The organism is Ochrobactrum sp. RH2CCR150 (assembly GCA_014138095.1).
In the GTDB taxonomy this organism is placed as follows: Bacteria; Pseudomonadota; Alphaproteobacteria; order Rhizobiales; family Rhizobiaceae; genus Brucella; species Brucella gambitense.
In genome coordinates, this window is record JACGXE010000012.1 from 1 (window position 1) to 16,422 (window position 16,422).

The following is a 16,422-nucleotide window of genomic DNA, read 5'->3' on the forward strand; positions in this document are numbered from 1 at the left end:
TACTTTGTGCTGGCTGTGTTCGTGCTTGGGGTCTTCGCCATCTGGCGCATCACCAACTCGCCCTTCGGCATGATCCTGAAATCGGTGCGCGAGAACGAAAGCCGCGCCATATCGCTCGGCTATTCCGTCAATCAGTATAAGCTGGCCGCATTCGTGATGTCGGCAGGCCTTGCGGGCCTTGCAGGTGGCATGAAGGCGCTTGTCTTCCAGTTTGCGACACTCACCGATGTCGGCTGGCAGATGTCGGGCGAGGTCATCCTGATGACCCTGCTTGGCGGCATCGGCACGCTGATCGGACCCATCGTCGGCGCCGCCTTCGTCGTCGCCCTCCAGAACTATCTCGCAACGTCCGACTTCCCCGTCACAATCGTCACGGGCCTCATCTTCATGGCATGCGTCATACTCTTCCGTAAAGGCATCGTCGGAGAGTTCTATGCCTCACGTCTAGGAAAGAAACTGTTCGGGTAATCACCCATCAATGAGCCGCTGTATCGGCTGATCGCGGCTCCGCATTTTACTGGATATACAATCATGACCGACACCTACGATTACATCGTGGTTGGCGCGGGCACGGCAGGTTGCGCCCTCGCGAACCGACTGTCCGAGAATCCCGACCGTTCCGTCCTGCTGCTGGAAGCGGGCGGCAAGGACAATTATGCGTGGATCCACATCCCGGTCGGCTATCTCTATTGTATCGGCAATCCGCGCACCGACTGGTGCTTCACCACGGAAGCCGAACCCGGCCTGAACGGCCGCGCGCTCGGCTATCCGCGCGGCAAGGTGCTTGGCGGCTGCTCGTCGATCAACGGCATGATCTATATGCGCGGTCAGGCCCGCGATTACGATCTCTGGCGGCAGGCCGGTTGCGAAGGCTGGGGCTGGGACGATGTGCTGCCGCTGTTCAAGAAATCGGAAGATTATTATGCGGGCGCGAGCGCCCTGCACGGTACCGGCGGCGAATGGCGCGTCGAGAATGCCCGCCTGCATTGGGATATTCTTGATGCTTTCCGCGATGCCGCCGTTGCCGCTGGCATCCCCGCCACCGACGACTTCAATCGCGGCGACAATGAAGGTGTGTCCTATTTCAAGGTCAACCAGAAGCGCGGGATTCGCTGGAATACTGCCAAGGCCTTTTTGCGCCCGGCGCTGGAACGCCAGAACCTGCGCGTTGAAACCGGCGCGCATGTACGCCGCATCGAGATTGCAGAATTGCGCGCCAATGGTGTGACCTTCGACCAGAACGGTACGACCCGCATCGTCAAGGCAAGGCGCGAGGTCATTCTTGCCGCCGGTTCCGTCGGCTCGCCGCATGTGCTCGAACTGTCGGGCATCGGGCGCGGTGACGTGCTGCAACAGGCAGGCATTCCGGTCACGCTGGAACGCAGCCAAGTTGGCGAGAACCTTCAGGATCATTTGCAACTGCGTTGCGCCTATAAGGTAACGGGTATTCCGACCCTCAATGAGAAGGCCAACAAGCTTTTCGGCAAGGCGATGATCGGGCTGGAATATCTGCTGCGCCAGTCCGGCCCCATGTCGATGGCGCCGAGCCAGCTTGGCGTCTTCACCCGTTCGGACCCGTCCTATGAAACTGCCAATCTGCAATATCATGTGCAGCCGCTGAGCCTCGAGAAGTTCGGCGAAAACGTTCACCCCTTCCCCGCTTTCACGGCCAGCGTATGCAATCTGCGCCCGGACAGTCGCGGCTCGATCCACGTCAAATCGCCGGATCACCGCACCCAACCGGCCATCCGGCCGAACTATCTTTCCGCAGAAAGCGACCGCCGTGTTGCAGCCGACTCCATCCGCCTCACCCGCCATATCGTTGCGCAGGCGCCCTTGCAGCAATACCGCCCGGAAGAATTCAAACCCGGTCCGAGCTATGAAACGCAGGAACAGCTGGAAAAAGCCGCAGGCGATATCGGCACGACCATTTTCCACCCGGTCGGCACCTGCCGCATGGGACAGGATGCGGAAGCGGTTGTCGATCCGCGCCTGCGGGTCAACGGTATTGCGGGTCTCCGCATTGCCGATGCGTCCATCATGCCGACCATCACGTCCGGCAACACCAATTCGCCGACGCTGATGATCGCCGAGAAGGCTGCACAGATGATTATCGCGGATAATCGGTAAGGCAGTGCCTATGCGGGTGGAGAATACTTAAACAAATAACTAGAGCGGCTCCGACGATTCAGCTTTTACGGAGCCACTCTAGAACCAGATTCCTGAGAGAACAGTGAGCGGAAATGGCAATCCGCTCACGCGTCTGTGAACGCAATTTCAGATTTGCTGCTGCTCAATTTTCAGAAAAAATTTTCCTTGTTTAATTCCATGCAAACGGGAATTATCGGCATCAGGGAGGGCTGGGGAGAATGATCATCTAATGATCGCAATCCGGGACCGGCTTTCCAAAATGTTCAGCTAAGGAAAACAAAAATGTCGTCAGCCCTTTCCCGTTACGCTTTGAGCCGTCGCGCCGGTCTGAAAGCCCTTCTCTTCACCGCTGCAGCGCTGACCGTTGGCTTTGCCTCGGCCCCGAGCCATGCAGAAGACAAGACCATCAAGGTCGGCATCATGGGCGGCGAAGACGAAGACGTCTGGAAAGTCGTTGCCGAAGAAGGCAAAAAGCACGGCCTCAACATCGAGCGCGTGACCTTCAACGACTATAACCAGCCGAATGAAGCGCTGGAGCGCAAGGAAATCGACGCCAACGCTTTCCAGCACAAGCCTTATCTCGATGAGCAGATCAAGCAACACGGCTACAAGATCAGCGTTGCCGGTTATACGGCTGTCTGGCCGATCGGCATCTATTCGCGCAAGCACAAGAGCCTCGACGAAGTGAAGGAAGGCGGCGTCATCGGCGTGCCGAACGATCCGTCGAACGAAGGCCGCGCGCTTCGCGTTCTCGAAGAAAAGGGCCTGATCAAGCTGAAGCCGGATGCAGGCATTCTCGCAACGCCGATCGACATCGTCGAAAACCCGAAGAAGCTTGAAATCAAGGAACTCGACGCCGGTGTGGTTGGTCGTTCCATCGACGATCTCGATGCAGCCATCGTCAACAATGACTGGGCTGCCAAGGCAGGTCTGAAGAAGGAAGAAGCCATCGGTTGGGAATCGAAGGAAAACAATCCTTACAACAACTTCATCGCGGTCCGCAGCGAAGACGAAAACGCCGAATGGGTGAAGAATCTGGTCGCTTCGTTCCAGAACGACGCCGTGAAGGCCGAGCTCGACCGCGCCTATAAGGGCACCGGAATTCCGGCCTGGAAATAGGCTTTTCATCCGCAAAACACCGCGCCGGAAAGTGTTTCCGGCGCGGCTTTTATTGACGTATGAAAAAAAATTGCCCAAAAGCATCGGCGTTGAGCATTAGCTCCATGGCTTAGCCAGGCCTCATTATTCCTGAAGCCTCATCCGATTGCAGTTTGCCGCTGTGCGCAGCGGTGCTTCAAACTATAGAAGAAACGACCGTGACCCCCGTGACCCCCGCGATCATTGAACCGCCATCCACCGCAACAGCGCCCATCGTCGAGATGAAAGACGTGCGCCGAATGTTCGGGAACACGGCAGCCATCAATGGCGTGTCGCTCTCCGTATCACGCGGCGAAATCCTTGGTATTATCGGTCGCAGCGGCGCGGGCAAGTCCACGCTGATCCGCTGCGTCAACGGCCTCGAAAAGCCCGACGCAGGCTCGATCCAAATCGAAGGTCGCGAAATCAGCGGCCTCGGTGAAACCGAGCTGCGCCCTTTGCGCCGCCGCATCGGCATGGTGTTCCAGCATTTCAATCTGCTCTCGGCCAAGACCGTTACGGATAACATCGCCCTGCCGCTCAAGATTGCAGGCAAATCCAGGACCGAGCGTGCACGCCGTGTCGCCGAGCTGCTCGAACTGGTGGGCCTGTCCGACAAGGCAAACCATTATCCGGCCCAGCTTTCCGGTGGCCAGAAACAGCGTGTCGGCATCGCACGCGCGCTTGCCGCCGAGCCCGCGCTGCTGCTGTCCGACGAGGCGACATCGGCGCTCGACCCGGAAACCACCCAGTCCATTCTGGCCCTGCTGAAAGACATCAACACCAAGCTTGGCCTGACCATCCTGCTCATCACCCATGAGATGGATGTCATCCGCCGCATCGCAGACCGCGTTATCGTGCTTGATCATGGGGCAATTGCCGAAGAAGGCCCCGTCTGGAAGGTCTTCGCCAATCCGCAATCGCCGGTCACGCAGAGCATGTTGCAGGTGCTGACACCGGAACTGCCCGCCTCGTGGCGTGCGCGCCTGACGGACAAGGCAGGTGATCGCGCCATCCTCCGCGTCAAGCTTTCAGGTGAAGCCGCGCGAGGCGCTTTCTTCAACGATGTGGCAACGGCAACCGGCCTCGTGCCGCAGTTGATCCATGGCGGCATGGACACGATCCAGGGCGAGCCGGTCGGCACGCTCTTCATCAGCCTACCCGCTGAGGACAAAGTGAAATTCGAAGCCGCCATCTTCTATCTCAACACCCATGCAGACGCCACGGAGGTACTCGGCTATGTCTCAGGCAATGCTTGATCTTCTCTGGCGCTCCTTCTGGGAGACCATCATCATGACCGGCTTTTCGAGCCTGATTTCGCTCGTGGTCGGTCTGCCGCTCGCCCTCATCATGATCCTGACCGAACGCGGCGGCCTTGCGCAGAACCTGACGGTCAACACCCTTTTGGGCGCGATCATCAACGGCTTCCGTTCGGTGCCGTTCATCATTCTTCTGGTGGCGCTTATCCCCGTAACCCGCTTCATCGTCGGCACGTCGATCGGCACATGGGCCTCCATCGTCCCGCTCTCGATTGCGGCCATCCCCTATTATGCGCGCATCGCGGAAGTATCGCTGCGCGAGGTCGATTACGGTCTGGTCGAAGCGGCGCGCTCGATGGGCGCAAGCCGCTGGACAATCGTGCGCGAAGTGCTGGTGCCGGAAGCCCTGCCCGGCATCATTGCCGGTTTCACCGTGACGATCATCACGCTTGTGGGCGCTTCGGCCATGGCAGGCGCCATCGGCGCAGGCGGTCTTGGCGATCTCGCCATCCGCTACGGCTATCAGCGCTTTGAAACACAGATCATGATCGCCGTCGTGATCATCCTGATCATCATGGTCTGCGGCATTCAGTGGATCGGCGACCGTCTGGTCAGCCGCCTCGACAAGCGCAACCTGCGCGCCTGATCACGCTCGCTTACCGCTTCCTCTCACGGAAACCCGCTTCCAGCGTGTTTCCGTCGGGATCGAAGACCAGCGCCGCGTAATAGCCCATCTCTTCCGGCCCCTGATAAGCGGGACTGCCACTGTCGCTGCCACCGGCGCTCAATGCCACGCGGTGAAAGGCTTCCACCGCATCGCGGCTTCCAGCTGTGAACATGAGATGCAGATGTTCGCCCGGCTTCGCCTCGGCTGCATCCATAGCCACGCCGTCTGCAGGACCTCCAGAACCATGAATCCAGAGGAAAGGCACTGGCGCCCTCTCCCCGCCGCTGACGAAGAAGCCACTGCCCGAACGCGCAATAACTTCCAGTCCAAGCTCAGGCATACAGCTTTCATAGAATGAAAGGCTGCGGCGAATATCTTTGGCTTTGAAGCCAATATGATCGAAGAGCGACATAGATACCAATATATCGCAGGCCAGAATAAAGAAAAGCGGCGCGCCCAAATTTGGGCGCGCCGCTTTTCATTTGGAAATGTTTTCGCAAATTATCCGCGGGTGCGCGAAAGTCCGTCCTTCGCAGGTTGGTATCGCGGATCGAGCTGCACAGCCTTCGAATAGGAGCTGGCAGCTTTCGCCTTTTCACCGCGATGCTCGTAAACCAGCGCCTGATTGGCCCAGCTTTCCGCAACGCCCTGATCCAGCGTGATGGCCGTGTTGAAATCGTCGAAGGCGTTGTCGTAGTCGTTCAGCGCCACATAGGAAAGGCCGCGGCCGTTATAAGGCTCCGGCGCTGTGGAGTTGAGCGAAATCGCCTTGGAGAAATCCTCGATGGCCTGCTTGTGCTGGCCCTTGGCCTGATAGATCAGGCCGCGATTGTGATAGGCGCGACCATCAGTGGTCTGCAAGGCGATAGCCTGATTGAAATCGTTCAGAGCCTGATCGAGACGGCCCGCCTGACGGTAGACATTACCGCGACCGATATAGGCGGCGTCATACTGTCCATTGAGCTGGATGGCCTTGCTGTAGTCCTGTGCAGCCTTGTTGGTATCGCCCATATAGCGATAGACCAGCGCGCGGTTGGAATAGGCCTGATAGAAATTCGGATTGAGCGCAATTGCCTGATCGAAATCGCGGATCGCTTCCTTGTAGCGCCCGGCCTTGCCATAGGCAGAGCCGCGAACATTGTAGCCTTCCGGATCACGCGGATTGGACTGGATCACGCTGGTGAGCGAGCTGATATTCTCGCTCGAACCCTGCGCCCGATCAACAGTGCTCAGCGCAGTCGTGGTCGAGCTTTGGCAGCCAGCCACAGTCAGAGCCAACAGCGTGGCAGCAATCAAAAAACCGTGACGACCGATTCCAGCCCGGTTTCCACCGAATGTCTCAACTCCCGAAATCCTGGTTTCGGACGATTGCATCACCTTGAAGCGTGTTGGCAACGACAGTGTTCCTTTTAGTTCCATCGAAACCGGGCAGTTACGGCCCGTTTCTTCTCCACCCCGCCCCGGCTTTCGTTCAACGCACGGGCGCTTCACAGCCGAAGAGTCTTGCGGGACCGCCTTGTTCATTTCAGTCCGCGCCAGCCCGGCAAGGGCTCACTGGAACTGTCAGATAAAAACAGCGAAAAGGCGGCAGCAAAAAACCTGTATCGCCTTCCAATATCCGGCCCGAAAGCTGAATATCCTAATCATTTGTTTTTACACATAACTCGCCCGGCAAAGTCTAGAAACTTTTTTAGAGCCAACGCTAAACTTTAATAAAAAGATGAAACCGAGCTGTTTCGGCAACAAAAACTCTGAAATCAGGACATGCAAAAACCGGCGCAACCGAAGGAAGCACCGGAAAGCAAAAAGGCGCCACAAAAGCGGCGCCTGTTTTGAGGTCGATCAGCGAGCGCCGCGGGCGCCGCCAACGAGGCCTTCACGCTGTGCACGCTTGCGAGCGAGCTTACGGGCGCGACGAACGGCTTCTGCCTTTTCGCGAGCGCGCTTTTCAGATGGCTTTTCGTAGTGGCCGCGCATCTTCATTTCGCGGAAGATACCTTCGCGCTGCATCTTTTTCTTGAGAGCGCGGAGAGCCTGATCAACATTATTATCGCGGACGAGTACCTGCACGTGTATTCCCGTATCGGTTAGAATTTCGGTTAAGCCTGAGGCCGTTCGGGGGTCTTTTAACGATTTCAGCCGGACTGACCGGCCGAGCAACGCCCTAAGGCTCCCAAGCTTCGCAACGGAAACGCTGCAAATTGGTGCTGGCTATTACCAGATCGAGCCCAGGCTGTCCACCTCAACATGCAAATTTGGCCATCTCCCCCTGTGAAATACCGTCTTTACACCAATTGACTATAGTTCCGGCCAGACAAATGCGTTAATGAGCCGCTCGTTTCCCGCATAATTCGGCCTCAATAGTCGTCCAATGGGGATGCCCCACCCCGCTTCCGGCCTTCTACAGAGTTAACCGGCGCGTTTCCTGTTTTTTGATTCCATTTGTTTGTTTCATGCCCCTCCGCAAGCGACTCGTTATCCAGTTCACAGGCTATGAAGGCCTGCACCCCAAAGCCGTCCGCGTGCGCCACGCGCAAGTCCTGAAAGACTTCGACAAGCTCTGGAACGCCAAGACCAAGCTGCCGCCCATGACGGACGAGCCGGACAATAGCGGCACGACGTTGGCTGTCACTGAGGGCAATGGCTGGCGAACGGAGACCGAGTTTTGCCAGTTCGGCACTGCGGATATTTTTGACGACTACGCCGCGCGCTCGACGCCCAGGCGGATGCTGACCGGCTTCTTCGCCTTCATGAACATCCTGTTTACCGGCACGCTGTGGCGCTATCTCACGACGAGTTGGCGCTTCGTGCTGTTCTTCCTGTGGCCATTCCTGCTGTCGCTCGCCATTTTGGGCGTTGCAGCCCTTATCGCCACAGCGCCGATGCTGGCCGGTTTTTCAGCGCTGCATCTTCTCTGGTCCGCGCCGCTCGCAGCCTTCCTTGCAACGCTTCTCGTGCGCAGGCCCGGCGACAAGTTCTTCATGTCCTATCTGCTCGACGACTGGTCGGCAGCCTATGACCGCATTCATGACCGCAACGCGAAGCTGAACCAGCGCCGGACGGCCTTTGCCGAGACGCTGATGCGCAAGATCGAAGAAAGCCATGCGGATGAAGTCATCATTGTTGCGCATAGTCTCGGCACTGTGCCCGCTATCGAGGCGCTTGCCACCGTTCAGCGTCAGCGCCCCGACCTTCTGAAGCTGCAGCCGGTATCGCTGCTGGCCGTCGGCTCCTGCCTGATGATGATCGCCCTGCATCCACGAGCGAAAGCGCTCCGCGAGGATGTGCGTGTGGTGCTTGAGGATAGCCCGGTCCTATGGTCGGAATTCCAGGTGCTGACAGATATCATCCATTTCTACGGTTCCGACCCAGCCAGCGCCCTTAAGATCAAGGCGGTCAATCCGCCACTCATTCATCGCATCCGTTTCAAGAACGTCCACAGCGAAAACCGCTACAAGCGCTCCAAGGGCAACTTCTTTCTGATGCACCTTCTCTATGTGCGCGGGGCCGAGAAAAAGAACTTCTACGATTTCGGCATGTTCCTGCATGGCCCGTTTTTCTTCCGCGAGCTGATGACCACGCATAAAGGAAAAGCCGCCCCTCTCGATGAAGAAGGGCGGCTTCCGGTATCCTATCGCGAAGCGGCTTGATGCCGTTCAGCCTTAGAGCCTGAATCAAAAAGCGACATGTGTGTGCGAAAATGGTGATTTTCGAGTACCGGAGCGGAGCGTACTTTTGGGTCCGTGAGCACCGGAATGAAGGAAATTGCCATTTGCAGCCACACAGGGCGACTTTTGGAACAGGCTCTTAGTCTTTTGGCGGCTCTACAACGGCAATCGTCAGCCAGGTGGCCGTCAAGGCGGGTTTCAGCGAGTTCTCGATTTCGAGCGTCACATCGTAATAGTTCACGACTCGTCCCGATGGGCGAATATCGGCATCGGCCAGCTTGAAGCGCGCACGCACCCGCGCGCCGGTCTTGACCGGTGACTGGAAGCGCAGCTTGTCGAAGCCGTAATTGATGCCCATCGTTGCGCCTTCCAGCATGGGCAGCGCTTCATAGGCCAGCGTGGACAAAAGCGACAGCGTCAGAAAGCCATGCGCAATGGTGCCGCCAAAGGGCGTTTCCTTGGCAGCGCGTTCCGGATCGACATGGATGAACTGGTGATCGTCGGTCGCATCCGCGAACTGGTTGATCATTTCCTGTGTGACTTCGCGCCACTCGGAACATCCGATTTCCGTGCCGATTGCGTCGCGCAACTGATCGAGCGTGATTGCGTCTTTCATTCGCTGGCCATTCCTGCTGAACTGATTTGCCCTTTGTTTAACCCATAGCGCGCTTAGTGTCTGAATCAAAAAGCGGCAGGCCGTGGCGAAAATGGTGATTTCGAGAACCGGAGCGCAGCGTACATTTGGGTACGTGAGCACCGGAAGCGCAGAAATTGCCATTTGCAGCCCGGCATGGCGACTTTTGGATCAGACACTTAGGCGGCAACCAGAATTTCCCGCGCAATGTCATCCCAATGCGTGAAAACCTGATGCGCGCCCTTGGACGAAAGGCGCTCGGCATGGCCGTCATAGGTATGTGCGCCGCCGGTATAACCAAAAGCGGTCATACCCGCAGCAATCGCGCCTTCGACACCGAAGGGTGAATCCTCGATCACCACGCAGCGCGACGGATCGACGCCCATCTTGTCGGCGGCGAACAGAAACAGATCCGGCGCAGGCTTGCCGCGCTTCACCATGGTGGACGAATAAACCGCATCGCCGAAATAATGGTTGATGCCTGTCTTTTCCAGACTGAAGGCAATGCGCTCGGGATGCGAGGACGAGGCCACGCAACGCTTCTGCGGCAGTTCACGCAGGAAGCTGGCGATACCAACGGTCGGCTCCAGCGCTTCCGCGAACAAGGTCCGGGTGGCAGGCCAGAATTCGCCATCGACGCCATCCGGCAGGCGATGGCCGGTCATATCCTCGATCATCTTCATTATATCGGCCTGTTTCATGCCGATTCCCTTGGCCACCGTGCCCTGCGGCAGTTCCATGCCGTGATTGGCATAGACGCGCTCGAAAGCGAGGCAGGACAGAACTTCGCTATCGACGAGAACGCCGTCACAATCGAAGATCACAAGATCAAAGGGGGATACACTGCTCATTTTGGCTCCAGTGGCCCTATAAAGGGATGCATATTTTGTCGCGCAGATTGGGGATGCGCGCCTGTCGGTGTTGATATAGAGACTGTTGGTCTATTACGCACGTAATTCAACACGAACGTGACAATATTACCGATTACCGGCCAGGCATTCCCAGCAAAAGTGTGAAGCGATTTTGCGTTTGGGAATGCATAGATACAAAATTGCGGCCATTAGCTTTGCGGAGAGTTTCATGACGACAAATGTGGCATTGGTTGGACTGGCACGCGATCTTGCAGCGCGAGCTGAAACCGGCAAGCCGATCCGCATCGGTCTCATTGGCGCTGGCGAGATGGGCACGGACATCGTCACGCAGGTGGCGCGGATGCAGGGCATCGAAGTCGGCGCACTTTCCGCCCGCAGGCTTCCAAACACGTTCAAAGCTGTGCGCACCGCCTATGGCGACGAAGAAAATGCGCAGGAAGCCAACAGCGAAGCGGCGATGACCCGCGCCATCGAGAATGGCAAGATCGCCGTCACCGGCGACAATGACCTGATCCTCTCCAACCCGCTGATCGATGTCGTGATCGACGCCACCGGCATTCCGGAAGTGGGCGCGGAAACCGGCATCAAGGCGATCCGCAATGGTAAGCATCTCGTGATGATGAATGTCGAAGCCGACGTCACCATCGGCCCCTATCTCAAAGCCGAGGCCGACAAGCGGGGCGTGATTTATTCGCTTGGCGCCGGCGATGAGCCATCATCCTGCATGGAGCTGATCGAATTCGTGTCCGCCATGGGCCACAAGGTTGTGGCCGCCGGCAAAGGCAAGAACAATCCGCTCAATTTCGATGCGATCCCCGACGATTATCAGGAAGAGGCGGACCGCCGGAACATGAATGTCCGCCTGCTTGTGGAATTCATCGACGGCTCCAAGACCATGGTCGAAATGGCGGCCATCGCCAACGCCACCGGGCTTGTCCCCGACATTGCAGGCATGCATGGCCCCAGAGCCGCGATCGACGAGCTGAACCGCACCCTGATCCCGAAAGAAGACGGCGGCGTTCTCAACAAATCGGGCGTGGTCGATTATTCCATCGGGCGCGGCGTATCGCCGGGCGTCTTCGTCATCGCCAAGATGGAACATCCCCGCCTTGTCGAGCGGCTGGAAGACCTGAAGATGGGCAAAGGCCCCTATTTCACCTTCCACCGCCCTTTCCACCTCACCTCGCTGGAAGTGCCGCTGACCGTGGCGCGCGTGGTGCTGCACGGCAAGACCGATATGGTGCCGCTGCCGAAACCCGTGGCGGAAGTCTGCGCGGTTGCCAAGAAGGATTTGCAGCCGGGCGACCGTCTCGATGCCATCGGCCAATATTGCTATCGCTCCTGGATCATGACGACGCCGGAAGCCCGTGCAGCCAAGGCCATTCCCTGCGGCCTGCTCCAGAACGGCTCGGTCATCGCGCCGATCAAGAAGGGTGAACTCATCACCTACGCCAATGCTGCGCCGCAGCCCGGCTCGAAGATCGCCGAACTGCGCGCTTTGCAGGACAAGATGATTTACGGCTGATCCGGCCTCATGATGTCAGAAATATACCGGCAACTGAACAAACGAGGGTACCATCGAGCAAAATGCAATTCTGGTTCCGAGGCATCAGACTAGTCGCTTGTTTCCTTGTCGAGAATGAAAATGGAAATGTCTGGCTGCGGGATCGCTTCCACCGTTTGATTGCTGAGCTTGATATCCGACGCCTGTTGGTCATCCAGAAATTTGGCAAAATATTCGGTTTTAAATATTGTTTCTATCTCATCATCACTCATAGACGTGCATTTACTATACACATCCTTCCCAAATTTATGAAGATGCTCCAACGTTGCCAGCACTCGCATTATCTCGTCAGGCTTGCCTCCCATTGCATCGGAGGCTGCAGCATGTAGCAGAAACAAAGAACCCGGCAAGGCTTGACGCTCTCCTGCGGCACAATAGATAAACGTTGCGGCTGAAGCTGTCATACCACCGTTGATGGCCCTGACGGGAACAGATGAACCCTTCACAATCGTATAAGCCAGCAATCCGTCAAAAGCACTTCCACCCGGGCTGTTGATGACGAGATTTATGCCTTTCAATGAAGGATATTTTATACTGAGCTGATTGAACGTATCCCCCAGTTCTGCAACACTCTTTTGCGTCACTGTAGCAGTAAAATAAACATTAGCCGTAACCGCATTTTTACCGTCGTCCTGAGGGAAAGTAGCGATAACTTCGGCTTGCGCATAAGAAAAATTAAAAATATAGATCATAATAAAAATAATGAAGTTTTTCATAAAACCTCCAAAGAAATAAATAAATAAAGGGCGGGAATTTCCCGCCCTTTATTTCAATCAGAAATCAATTTAGTGATCAAGCGCCTTCACAATACTCTCCACCATCTTCTTCGCATCGGCGAAGAGCATCATGGTGTTGTCGCGGAAGAACAGTTCGTTTTCCACGCCCGCATAGCCGGAGCCCATGCCGCGCTTGATGAACAGAACCGTGCCGGCCTTGTCGACATCGAGGATCGGCATGCCGAAGATGGGTGACTTCGGATCGGTCTTCGCGGCTGGATTGGTGACGTCATTTGCGCCGATAACGAAAGCCACATCGGCCTGCGCGAATTCCGAATTGATGTCTTCCAGCTCGAACACTTCATCGTAAGGCACATTGGCCTCGGCCAGCAGCACGTTCATATGGCCCGGCATGCGACCGGCCACCGGATGGATGGCGTATTTGACTTCCACGCCTTCCGCCTTGAGCTTGTCGGCCATTTCACGCAGTGCGTGCTGGGCCTGCGCCACCGCCATGCCGTAGCCCGGCACAATGATGACCTTGGAAGCGTTCTTCATGATGAAGGCAGCGTCGTCGGCAGAACCCTGCTTGACCGGACGCTGTTCAACCTCGCCAGCCGGACCGCCAGACGTATCGCCGCCAAAGCCGCCGAGAATGACCGAGATGAACGAACGGTTCATGCCCTTACACATGATGTAGGACAGGATCGCGCCCGATGAGCCGACCAGCGCGCCGGTGATGATCAGCGCCAGATTGCCAAGCGTGAAGCCGATGCCTGCCGCTGCCCAGCCCGAATAGGAGTTGAGCATGGAAACCACGACCGGCATATCCGCGCCGCCGATTGGCACGATGATCAGCACGCCGAATACCAGCGACAGCAGCACGATCAGCCAGAACACGAAATGGCTTTCGGTGTTCACCAGCACAACAACCAGCACCACGATGGCTGCAGCCAGCGCGGCATTGATGACATGACGTCCCGGCAGCATGATCGGCTTGCCCGACATGCGACCGTCAAGCTTGAGGAAGGCGATGATCGAACCGGTGAAGGTGATCGCGCCGATGGCGACGCCCAGCGACATTTCGATCAGCGCCTGACCGTGGATCTGGCCTACTTCGCCGATACCGAAGGAATGCGGCGAGTAGATTGCGGCAGCGGCCACCAGAACGGCAGCAAGACCGATCAGCGAGTGGAACGCGGCGACGAGCTGCGGCATAGCCGTCATAGCGATGCGGCGTGCGATGACCGCACCGATACCGCCACCGATGGCGATGCCGATGACGATCAGCGACAGGCCGCCGAAGCTTGGACGCGCCAGCAGAAGCGTGGTGACGATGGAAATCGCCATACCGATCATGCCGTACATATTGCCCTGACGGCTGGTCGTCGGATGCGACAGGCCGCGCAGCGCCAGAATGAACAGCACGCCGGAGACGAGGTAAAGGAAGGCTGCGAGATTAACGCTCATAATGGTTCAGCCTCACTTTTCTTTTTTCTTGTACATGGCGAGCATGCGCTGGGTGACCAGAAAGCCGCCGAAAATGTTGACGCTCGCGAGAATGAGCGCAATGAAACCGAAGCCGGTTGCCCAGCCCGAAAGCGAAAGGCCGACGGCCAGAAGCGCACCCACCACGATCACCGATGAAATGGCGTTGGTAACGGCCATCAACGGGGTGTGCAGCGCAGGCGTGACCGACCACACGACGTAATAGCCGACGAAAATCGCCAGAATGAAAATCGCAAAGCGGAACACGAACGGATCAATCACGCCACCCGATGCGGCATGCGCGGCAGCCGCCGCAGCATCACCCAGACCACCTGCGTTTTCCGCAGCCTGACGGACAGCATCTGCGGCCTGGTTCAAGCTCTCAAGAGCTTTATCGAGACTAGTTTCGGCCATTATGCCTCTCCTCCATCAACAGGAGACTTGGGGGAAGACGAAGACTTAGCAGCAGTCTTCGGTGCTTTTGCAGGCGCTTTTTTCGCTGCTTTCGGTGCTGGTTTGGCATCGCCGACTACCTCCGCCTTCGCCACTTTCGGCTTAGGTGCCGCTTTCGGCTTGGCAGCAGGCTTCGCTGGCTTTTCAACAGCAGGCGCGGCTGCGGCAGGCGTAGCATCAGCCTTGGCGAAAGCCGGATGCAGGATCGCACCCTGATGCGTCAGGAGCGTTGCCTTGACCAGTTCTTCCTGCGGATCGATCTTGAGAAGCTTGGTTTCCTTGTCGACGAGCGTTTCAAGGAAAGCAATCAGGTTGCGGGCATAAAGCTGCGACGCGCTCGCAGCAATACGGCCCGACATGTTGAGATGGCCGACAATCCTAACGCCATTTACTTCAGCAACTTGACCAGGCACAGCGCCTTCCACATTGCCGCCGCGCTCGACCGCAAGATCGACCAGAACGGAACCCGGACGCATGGAAGCGACCATTTCCTTGGACACCAGACGCGGGGCCGGACGGCCCGGAATGAGCGCCGTGGTAATGACGATATCCTGCTTGGCAATATGGTCGGCAACGAGTGCGGCCTGCTTCGCCTGATATTCCTTCGACATTTCCTTGGCGTAACCGCCGGAGGTTTCCGCGGCCTTGAACTCATCATCCTCAACGGCGATGAACTTCGCACCGAGCGAGGCGACCTGTTCCTTTGCAGCAGGGCGAACGTCGGTTGCCGTCACGACAGCACCGAGACGACGCGCCGTTGCAATGGCCTGAAGACCCGCAACGCCTGCCCCCATAACGAAGACCTTGGCGGCAGGAACCGTACCGGCTGCCGTCATCATCATCGGCATGGCGCGGTCATAGACTTCCGCCGCGTCGATCACAGCCTGATAACCGGCAAGGTTTGCCTGCGACGACAGCACATCCATCACCTGCGCACGGGTGATGCGCGGCATGAATTCCATGGTGAAAGCCGAAATTCCGGCCTTTGCGAGCGCCGCCACCGAATCTTCATGACCATAGGGATCAAGCATGGCAAACAGTGCTGCGCCCGATTTATACCCTTTGAGTTCCGTTTCCGTGGGACGGCGCACTTTCAAAATAACGTCTGCCGTTTTGGCGTCAGCCGTTGTGCCTATGCGGGCACCGGCGGCAGCAAAATCGGCATCGGGAATGCGCGATTTCTCACCGGCGTTTTTTTCCACGACGACATCGAAGCCGAGCGCGATGAATTTCTTCACCGTCTCCGCCGATGCCGCAACGCGTGTCTCGTTGGGGTCACTCTCTAGCGGGATAAATAACGTCTGGGCCAAGCTGGTTTCCCTTTCATGGTCGTAATCCGGGCTTGATCCGGCCTTGCGGTCGGGCAGAATTGCGAGCCTCTCAAATGAGACCCTTTGAAATAAACTGAGATACAGACATGCATAAAACCTCGGCACGGTAACCCATGCCAAGGCATTCGATCAAATCATGCGGGGTTAATCCCGGTTCGCTCTCTGAGCTTGCAGCATTTTTGCAAGACCGGATGACGCCATCCGGCCTGCGTCAATGCGCTAGAGGATGAACCAGGCAGCGACGCAGACTAGGACAAAAAGAATGGTCGCGGAAAAGAAACCACCAGCGAAAAAGCCGAACGCCATGGCAATCATAAGGGCGACAACCGCCACCGTGCCCCATTTAAACAGGCCCGTGAAACCGGCATAAGTTTTCTCATGCTCAGCATAGTCCATCGGTGCGCCAAGTTCAGCCGGAGCCGTCGTATGATGTTCTGCCATTTTCGTTCCACCCATTCAGATTTTCCACCCAACATCGATGA

17 protein-coding genes are annotated in these 16,422 nt (G+C 57.3%); 7 read left to right on the forward strand and 10 right to left on the reverse strand.

Annotated elements, in window-relative coordinates:
- The 5 genes from FHW03_RS19735 to FHW03_RS19755 all read left to right on the forward strand — a co-directional run.
- On the forward strand, window positions 1–468 hold a 468-nt coding region (locus FHW03_RS19735), incomplete at its 5' end, for a branched-chain amino acid ABC transporter permease (RefSeq protein WP_182522182.1).
- A gap of 63 nt (window positions 469–531) precedes the next feature.
- On the forward strand, window positions 532–2,130 hold the full coding sequence (locus FHW03_RS19740; protein WP_182522183.1) for a GMC family oxidoreductase N-terminal domain-containing protein: 1,599 nt from the start codon (window positions 532–534) through the stop codon (window positions 2,128–2,130).
- A 303-nt stretch (window positions 2,131–2,433) separates the two neighbouring features.
- Complete coding sequence (locus FHW03_RS19745; protein WP_182522184.1) at window positions 2,434–3,270, forward strand: MetQ/NlpA family ABC transporter substrate-binding protein; 837 nt, start codon at window positions 2,434–2,436, stop codon at window positions 3,268–3,270.
- A 260-nt stretch (window positions 3,271–3,530) separates the two neighbouring features.
- The gene (locus tag FHW03_RS19750) at window positions 3,531–4,547 is read left to right on the forward strand and encodes a methionine ABC transporter ATP-binding protein (protein ID WP_182522272.1); all 1,017 of its coding nucleotides are present in this window, start codon (window positions 3,531–3,533) and stop codon (window positions 4,545–4,547) included.
- On the forward strand, window positions 4,528–5,193 hold the full coding sequence (locus FHW03_RS19755; RefSeq protein WP_182522185.1) for a methionine ABC transporter permease: 666 nt from the start codon (window positions 4,528–4,530) through the stop codon (window positions 5,191–5,193). The genes FHW03_RS19750 and FHW03_RS19755 overlap by 20 nt, the downstream gene beginning before the upstream one ends.
- A gap of 10 nt (window positions 5,194–5,203) precedes the next feature.
- Here FHW03_RS19755 and FHW03_RS19760 read toward each other — a convergent pair whose 3' ends face one another.
- The 3 genes from FHW03_RS19760 to rpsU form a co-directional block, all read right to left on the reverse strand.
- The gene (locus FHW03_RS19760; RefSeq protein ID WP_182522186.1) at window positions 5,204–5,626 is read right to left on the reverse strand and encodes a VOC family protein; all 423 of its coding nucleotides are present in this window, start codon (window positions 5,624–5,626) and stop codon (window positions 5,204–5,206) included.
- Window positions 5,627–5,715: 89 nt separating this feature from the next.
- Window positions 5,716–6,633 carry a tetratricopeptide repeat protein gene (locus FHW03_RS19765; RefSeq protein ID WP_182522273.1) on the reverse strand — a complete coding sequence of 306 codons (918 nt, stop codon included), beginning with the start codon at window positions 6,631–6,633 and terminating at the stop codon, window positions 5,716–5,718.
- A 423-nt stretch (window positions 6,634–7,056) separates the two neighbouring features.
- Window positions 7,057–7,284, reverse strand: coding sequence for a 30S ribosomal protein S21 (rpsU, locus tag FHW03_RS19770; RefSeq protein ID WP_078341232.1), 228 nt, complete (start codon window positions 7,282–7,284; stop codon window positions 7,057–7,059).
- Between the two features lie 383 nt (window positions 7,285–7,667).
- On the opposite strand from rpsU, the gene FHW03_RS19775 reads away from it, so the two are divergent.
- Window positions 7,668–8,864 (forward strand): alpha/beta hydrolase, encoded by a 1,197-nt coding sequence (locus FHW03_RS19775; protein ID WP_182522187.1) that lies wholly within the window; start codon window positions 7,668–7,670, stop codon window positions 8,862–8,864.
- A gap of 157 nt (window positions 8,865–9,021) precedes the next feature.
- On the opposite strand, the gene FHW03_RS19780 is transcribed toward FHW03_RS19775, so the two are convergent.
- Together FHW03_RS19780 and FHW03_RS19785 are read right to left on the reverse strand one after the other, a co-directional pair.
- Window positions 9,022–9,498 carry a MaoC family dehydratase gene (locus FHW03_RS19780; RefSeq protein ID WP_182522188.1) on the reverse strand — a complete coding sequence of 159 codons (477 nt, stop codon included), beginning with the start codon at window positions 9,496–9,498 and terminating at the stop codon, window positions 9,022–9,024.
- 197 nt (window positions 9,499–9,695) lie between these two features.
- The gene (locus FHW03_RS19785; RefSeq protein ID WP_138787185.1) at window positions 9,696–10,367 is read right to left on the reverse strand and encodes an HAD family phosphatase; all 672 of its coding nucleotides are present in this window, start codon (window positions 10,365–10,367) and stop codon (window positions 9,696–9,698) included.
- Between the two features lie 229 nt (window positions 10,368–10,596).
- Between FHW03_RS19785 and FHW03_RS19790 the strand changes: the two genes are divergently transcribed.
- Window positions 10,597–11,913 (forward strand): 1-deoxy-D-ribulose 5-phosphate reductoisomerase, encoded by a 1,317-nt coding sequence (locus FHW03_RS19790; RefSeq protein ID WP_182522189.1) that lies wholly within the window; start codon window positions 10,597–10,599, stop codon window positions 11,911–11,913.
- Window positions 11,914–12,002: 89 nt separating this feature from the next.
- On the opposite strand, the gene FHW03_RS19795 is transcribed toward FHW03_RS19790, so the two are convergent.
- The 5 genes from FHW03_RS19795 to FHW03_RS19815 all read right to left on the reverse strand — a co-directional run bounded on the left by FHW03_RS19795 (window position 12,003) and on the right by FHW03_RS19815 (window position 16,381).
- Entirely contained in the window at window positions 12,003–12,668 is a 666-nt protein-coding gene (locus FHW03_RS19795) for an ATP-dependent Clp protease proteolytic subunit (RefSeq protein ID WP_182522190.1), read from the reverse strand.
- A 69-nt stretch (window positions 12,669–12,737) separates the two neighbouring features.
- Window positions 12,738–14,138 (reverse strand): NAD(P)(+) transhydrogenase (Re/Si-specific) subunit beta, encoded by a 1,401-nt coding sequence (locus FHW03_RS19800; protein ID WP_182522191.1) that lies wholly within the window; start codon window positions 14,136–14,138, stop codon window positions 12,738–12,740.
- A 12-nt stretch (window positions 14,139–14,150) separates the two neighbouring features.
- A complete protein-coding gene (locus FHW03_RS19805) occupies window positions 14,151–14,570 on the reverse strand; it encodes a proton-translocating transhydrogenase family protein (RefSeq protein WP_182522192.1) in 420 nt (139 codons plus the stop codon).
- A complete protein-coding gene (locus tag FHW03_RS19810) occupies window positions 14,570–15,919 on the reverse strand; it encodes a Re/Si-specific NAD(P)(+) transhydrogenase subunit alpha (RefSeq protein WP_182522193.1) in 1,350 nt (449 codons plus the stop codon). Before FHW03_RS19810 ends, FHW03_RS19805 begins: the two co-directional genes overlap by 1 nt.
- A gap of 240 nt (window positions 15,920–16,159) precedes the next feature.
- Window positions 16,160–16,381: an aa3-type cytochrome c oxidase subunit IV gene (locus FHW03_RS19815; RefSeq protein ID WP_078341239.1), complete on the reverse strand. Its 222-nt coding sequence runs from the start codon at window positions 16,379–16,381 to the stop codon at window positions 16,160–16,162.
- Window positions 16,382–16,422: the final 41 nt, after the last annotated feature.

What these genes read in the sequence shown, in the direction of transcription:
- FHW03_RS19740 (WP_182522183.1), top strand. Translation starts at nt 532, where the DNA reads ATGACCGACACCTACGATTACATCGTGGTTGGCGCGGGCACGGCAGGT.
- FHW03_RS19800 (WP_182522191.1), bottom strand. Translation starts at nt 14,138, where the DNA reads ATGAGCGTTAATCTCGCAGCCTTCCTTTACCTCGTCTCCGGCGTGCTG.
- FHW03_RS19750 (WP_182522272.1), top strand. Translation starts at nt 3,531, where the DNA reads ATGAAAGACGTGCGCCGAATGTTCGGGAACACGGCAGCCATCAATGGC.
- FHW03_RS19755 (WP_182522185.1), top strand. Translation starts at nt 4,528, where the DNA reads ATGTCTCAGGCAATGCTTGATCTTCTCTGGCGCTCCTTCTGGGAGACC.
- FHW03_RS19775 (WP_182522187.1), top strand. Translation starts at nt 7,668, where the DNA reads ATGCCCCTCCGCAAGCGACTCGTTATCCAGTTCACAGGCTATGAAGGC.
- FHW03_RS19790 (WP_182522189.1), top strand. Translation starts at nt 10,597, where the DNA reads ATGACGACAAATGTGGCATTGGTTGGACTGGCACGCGATCTTGCAGCG.
- FHW03_RS19760 (WP_182522186.1), bottom strand. Translation starts at nt 5,626, where the DNA reads ATGTCGCTCTTCGATCATATTGGCTTCAAAGCCAAAGATATTCGCCGC.
- FHW03_RS19780 (WP_182522188.1), bottom strand. Translation starts at nt 9,498, where the DNA reads ATGAAAGACGCAATCACGCTCGATCAGTTGCGCGACGCAATCGGCACG.
- FHW03_RS19795 (WP_182522190.1), bottom strand. Translation starts at nt 12,668, where the DNA reads ATGAAAAACTTCATTATTTTTATTATGATCTATATTTTTAATTTTTCT.
- FHW03_RS19815 (WP_078341239.1), bottom strand. Translation starts at nt 16,381, where the DNA reads ATGGCAGAACATCATACGACGGCTCCGGCTGAACTTGGCGCACCGATG.
- FHW03_RS19785 (WP_138787185.1), bottom strand. Translation starts at nt 10,367, where the DNA reads ATGAGCAGTGTATCCCCCTTTGATCTTGTGATCTTCGATTGTGACGGC.
- FHW03_RS19805 (WP_182522192.1), bottom strand. Translation starts at nt 14,570, where the DNA reads ATGGCCGAAACTAGTCTCGATAAAGCTCTTGAGAGCTTGAACCAGGCC.
- FHW03_RS19745 (WP_182522184.1), top strand. Translation starts at nt 2,434, where the DNA reads ATGTCGTCAGCCCTTTCCCGTTACGCTTTGAGCCGTCGCGCCGGTCTG.
- FHW03_RS19765 (WP_182522273.1), bottom strand. Translation starts at nt 6,633, where the DNA reads ATGGAACTAAAAGGAACACTGTCGTTGCCAACACGCTTCAAGGTGATG.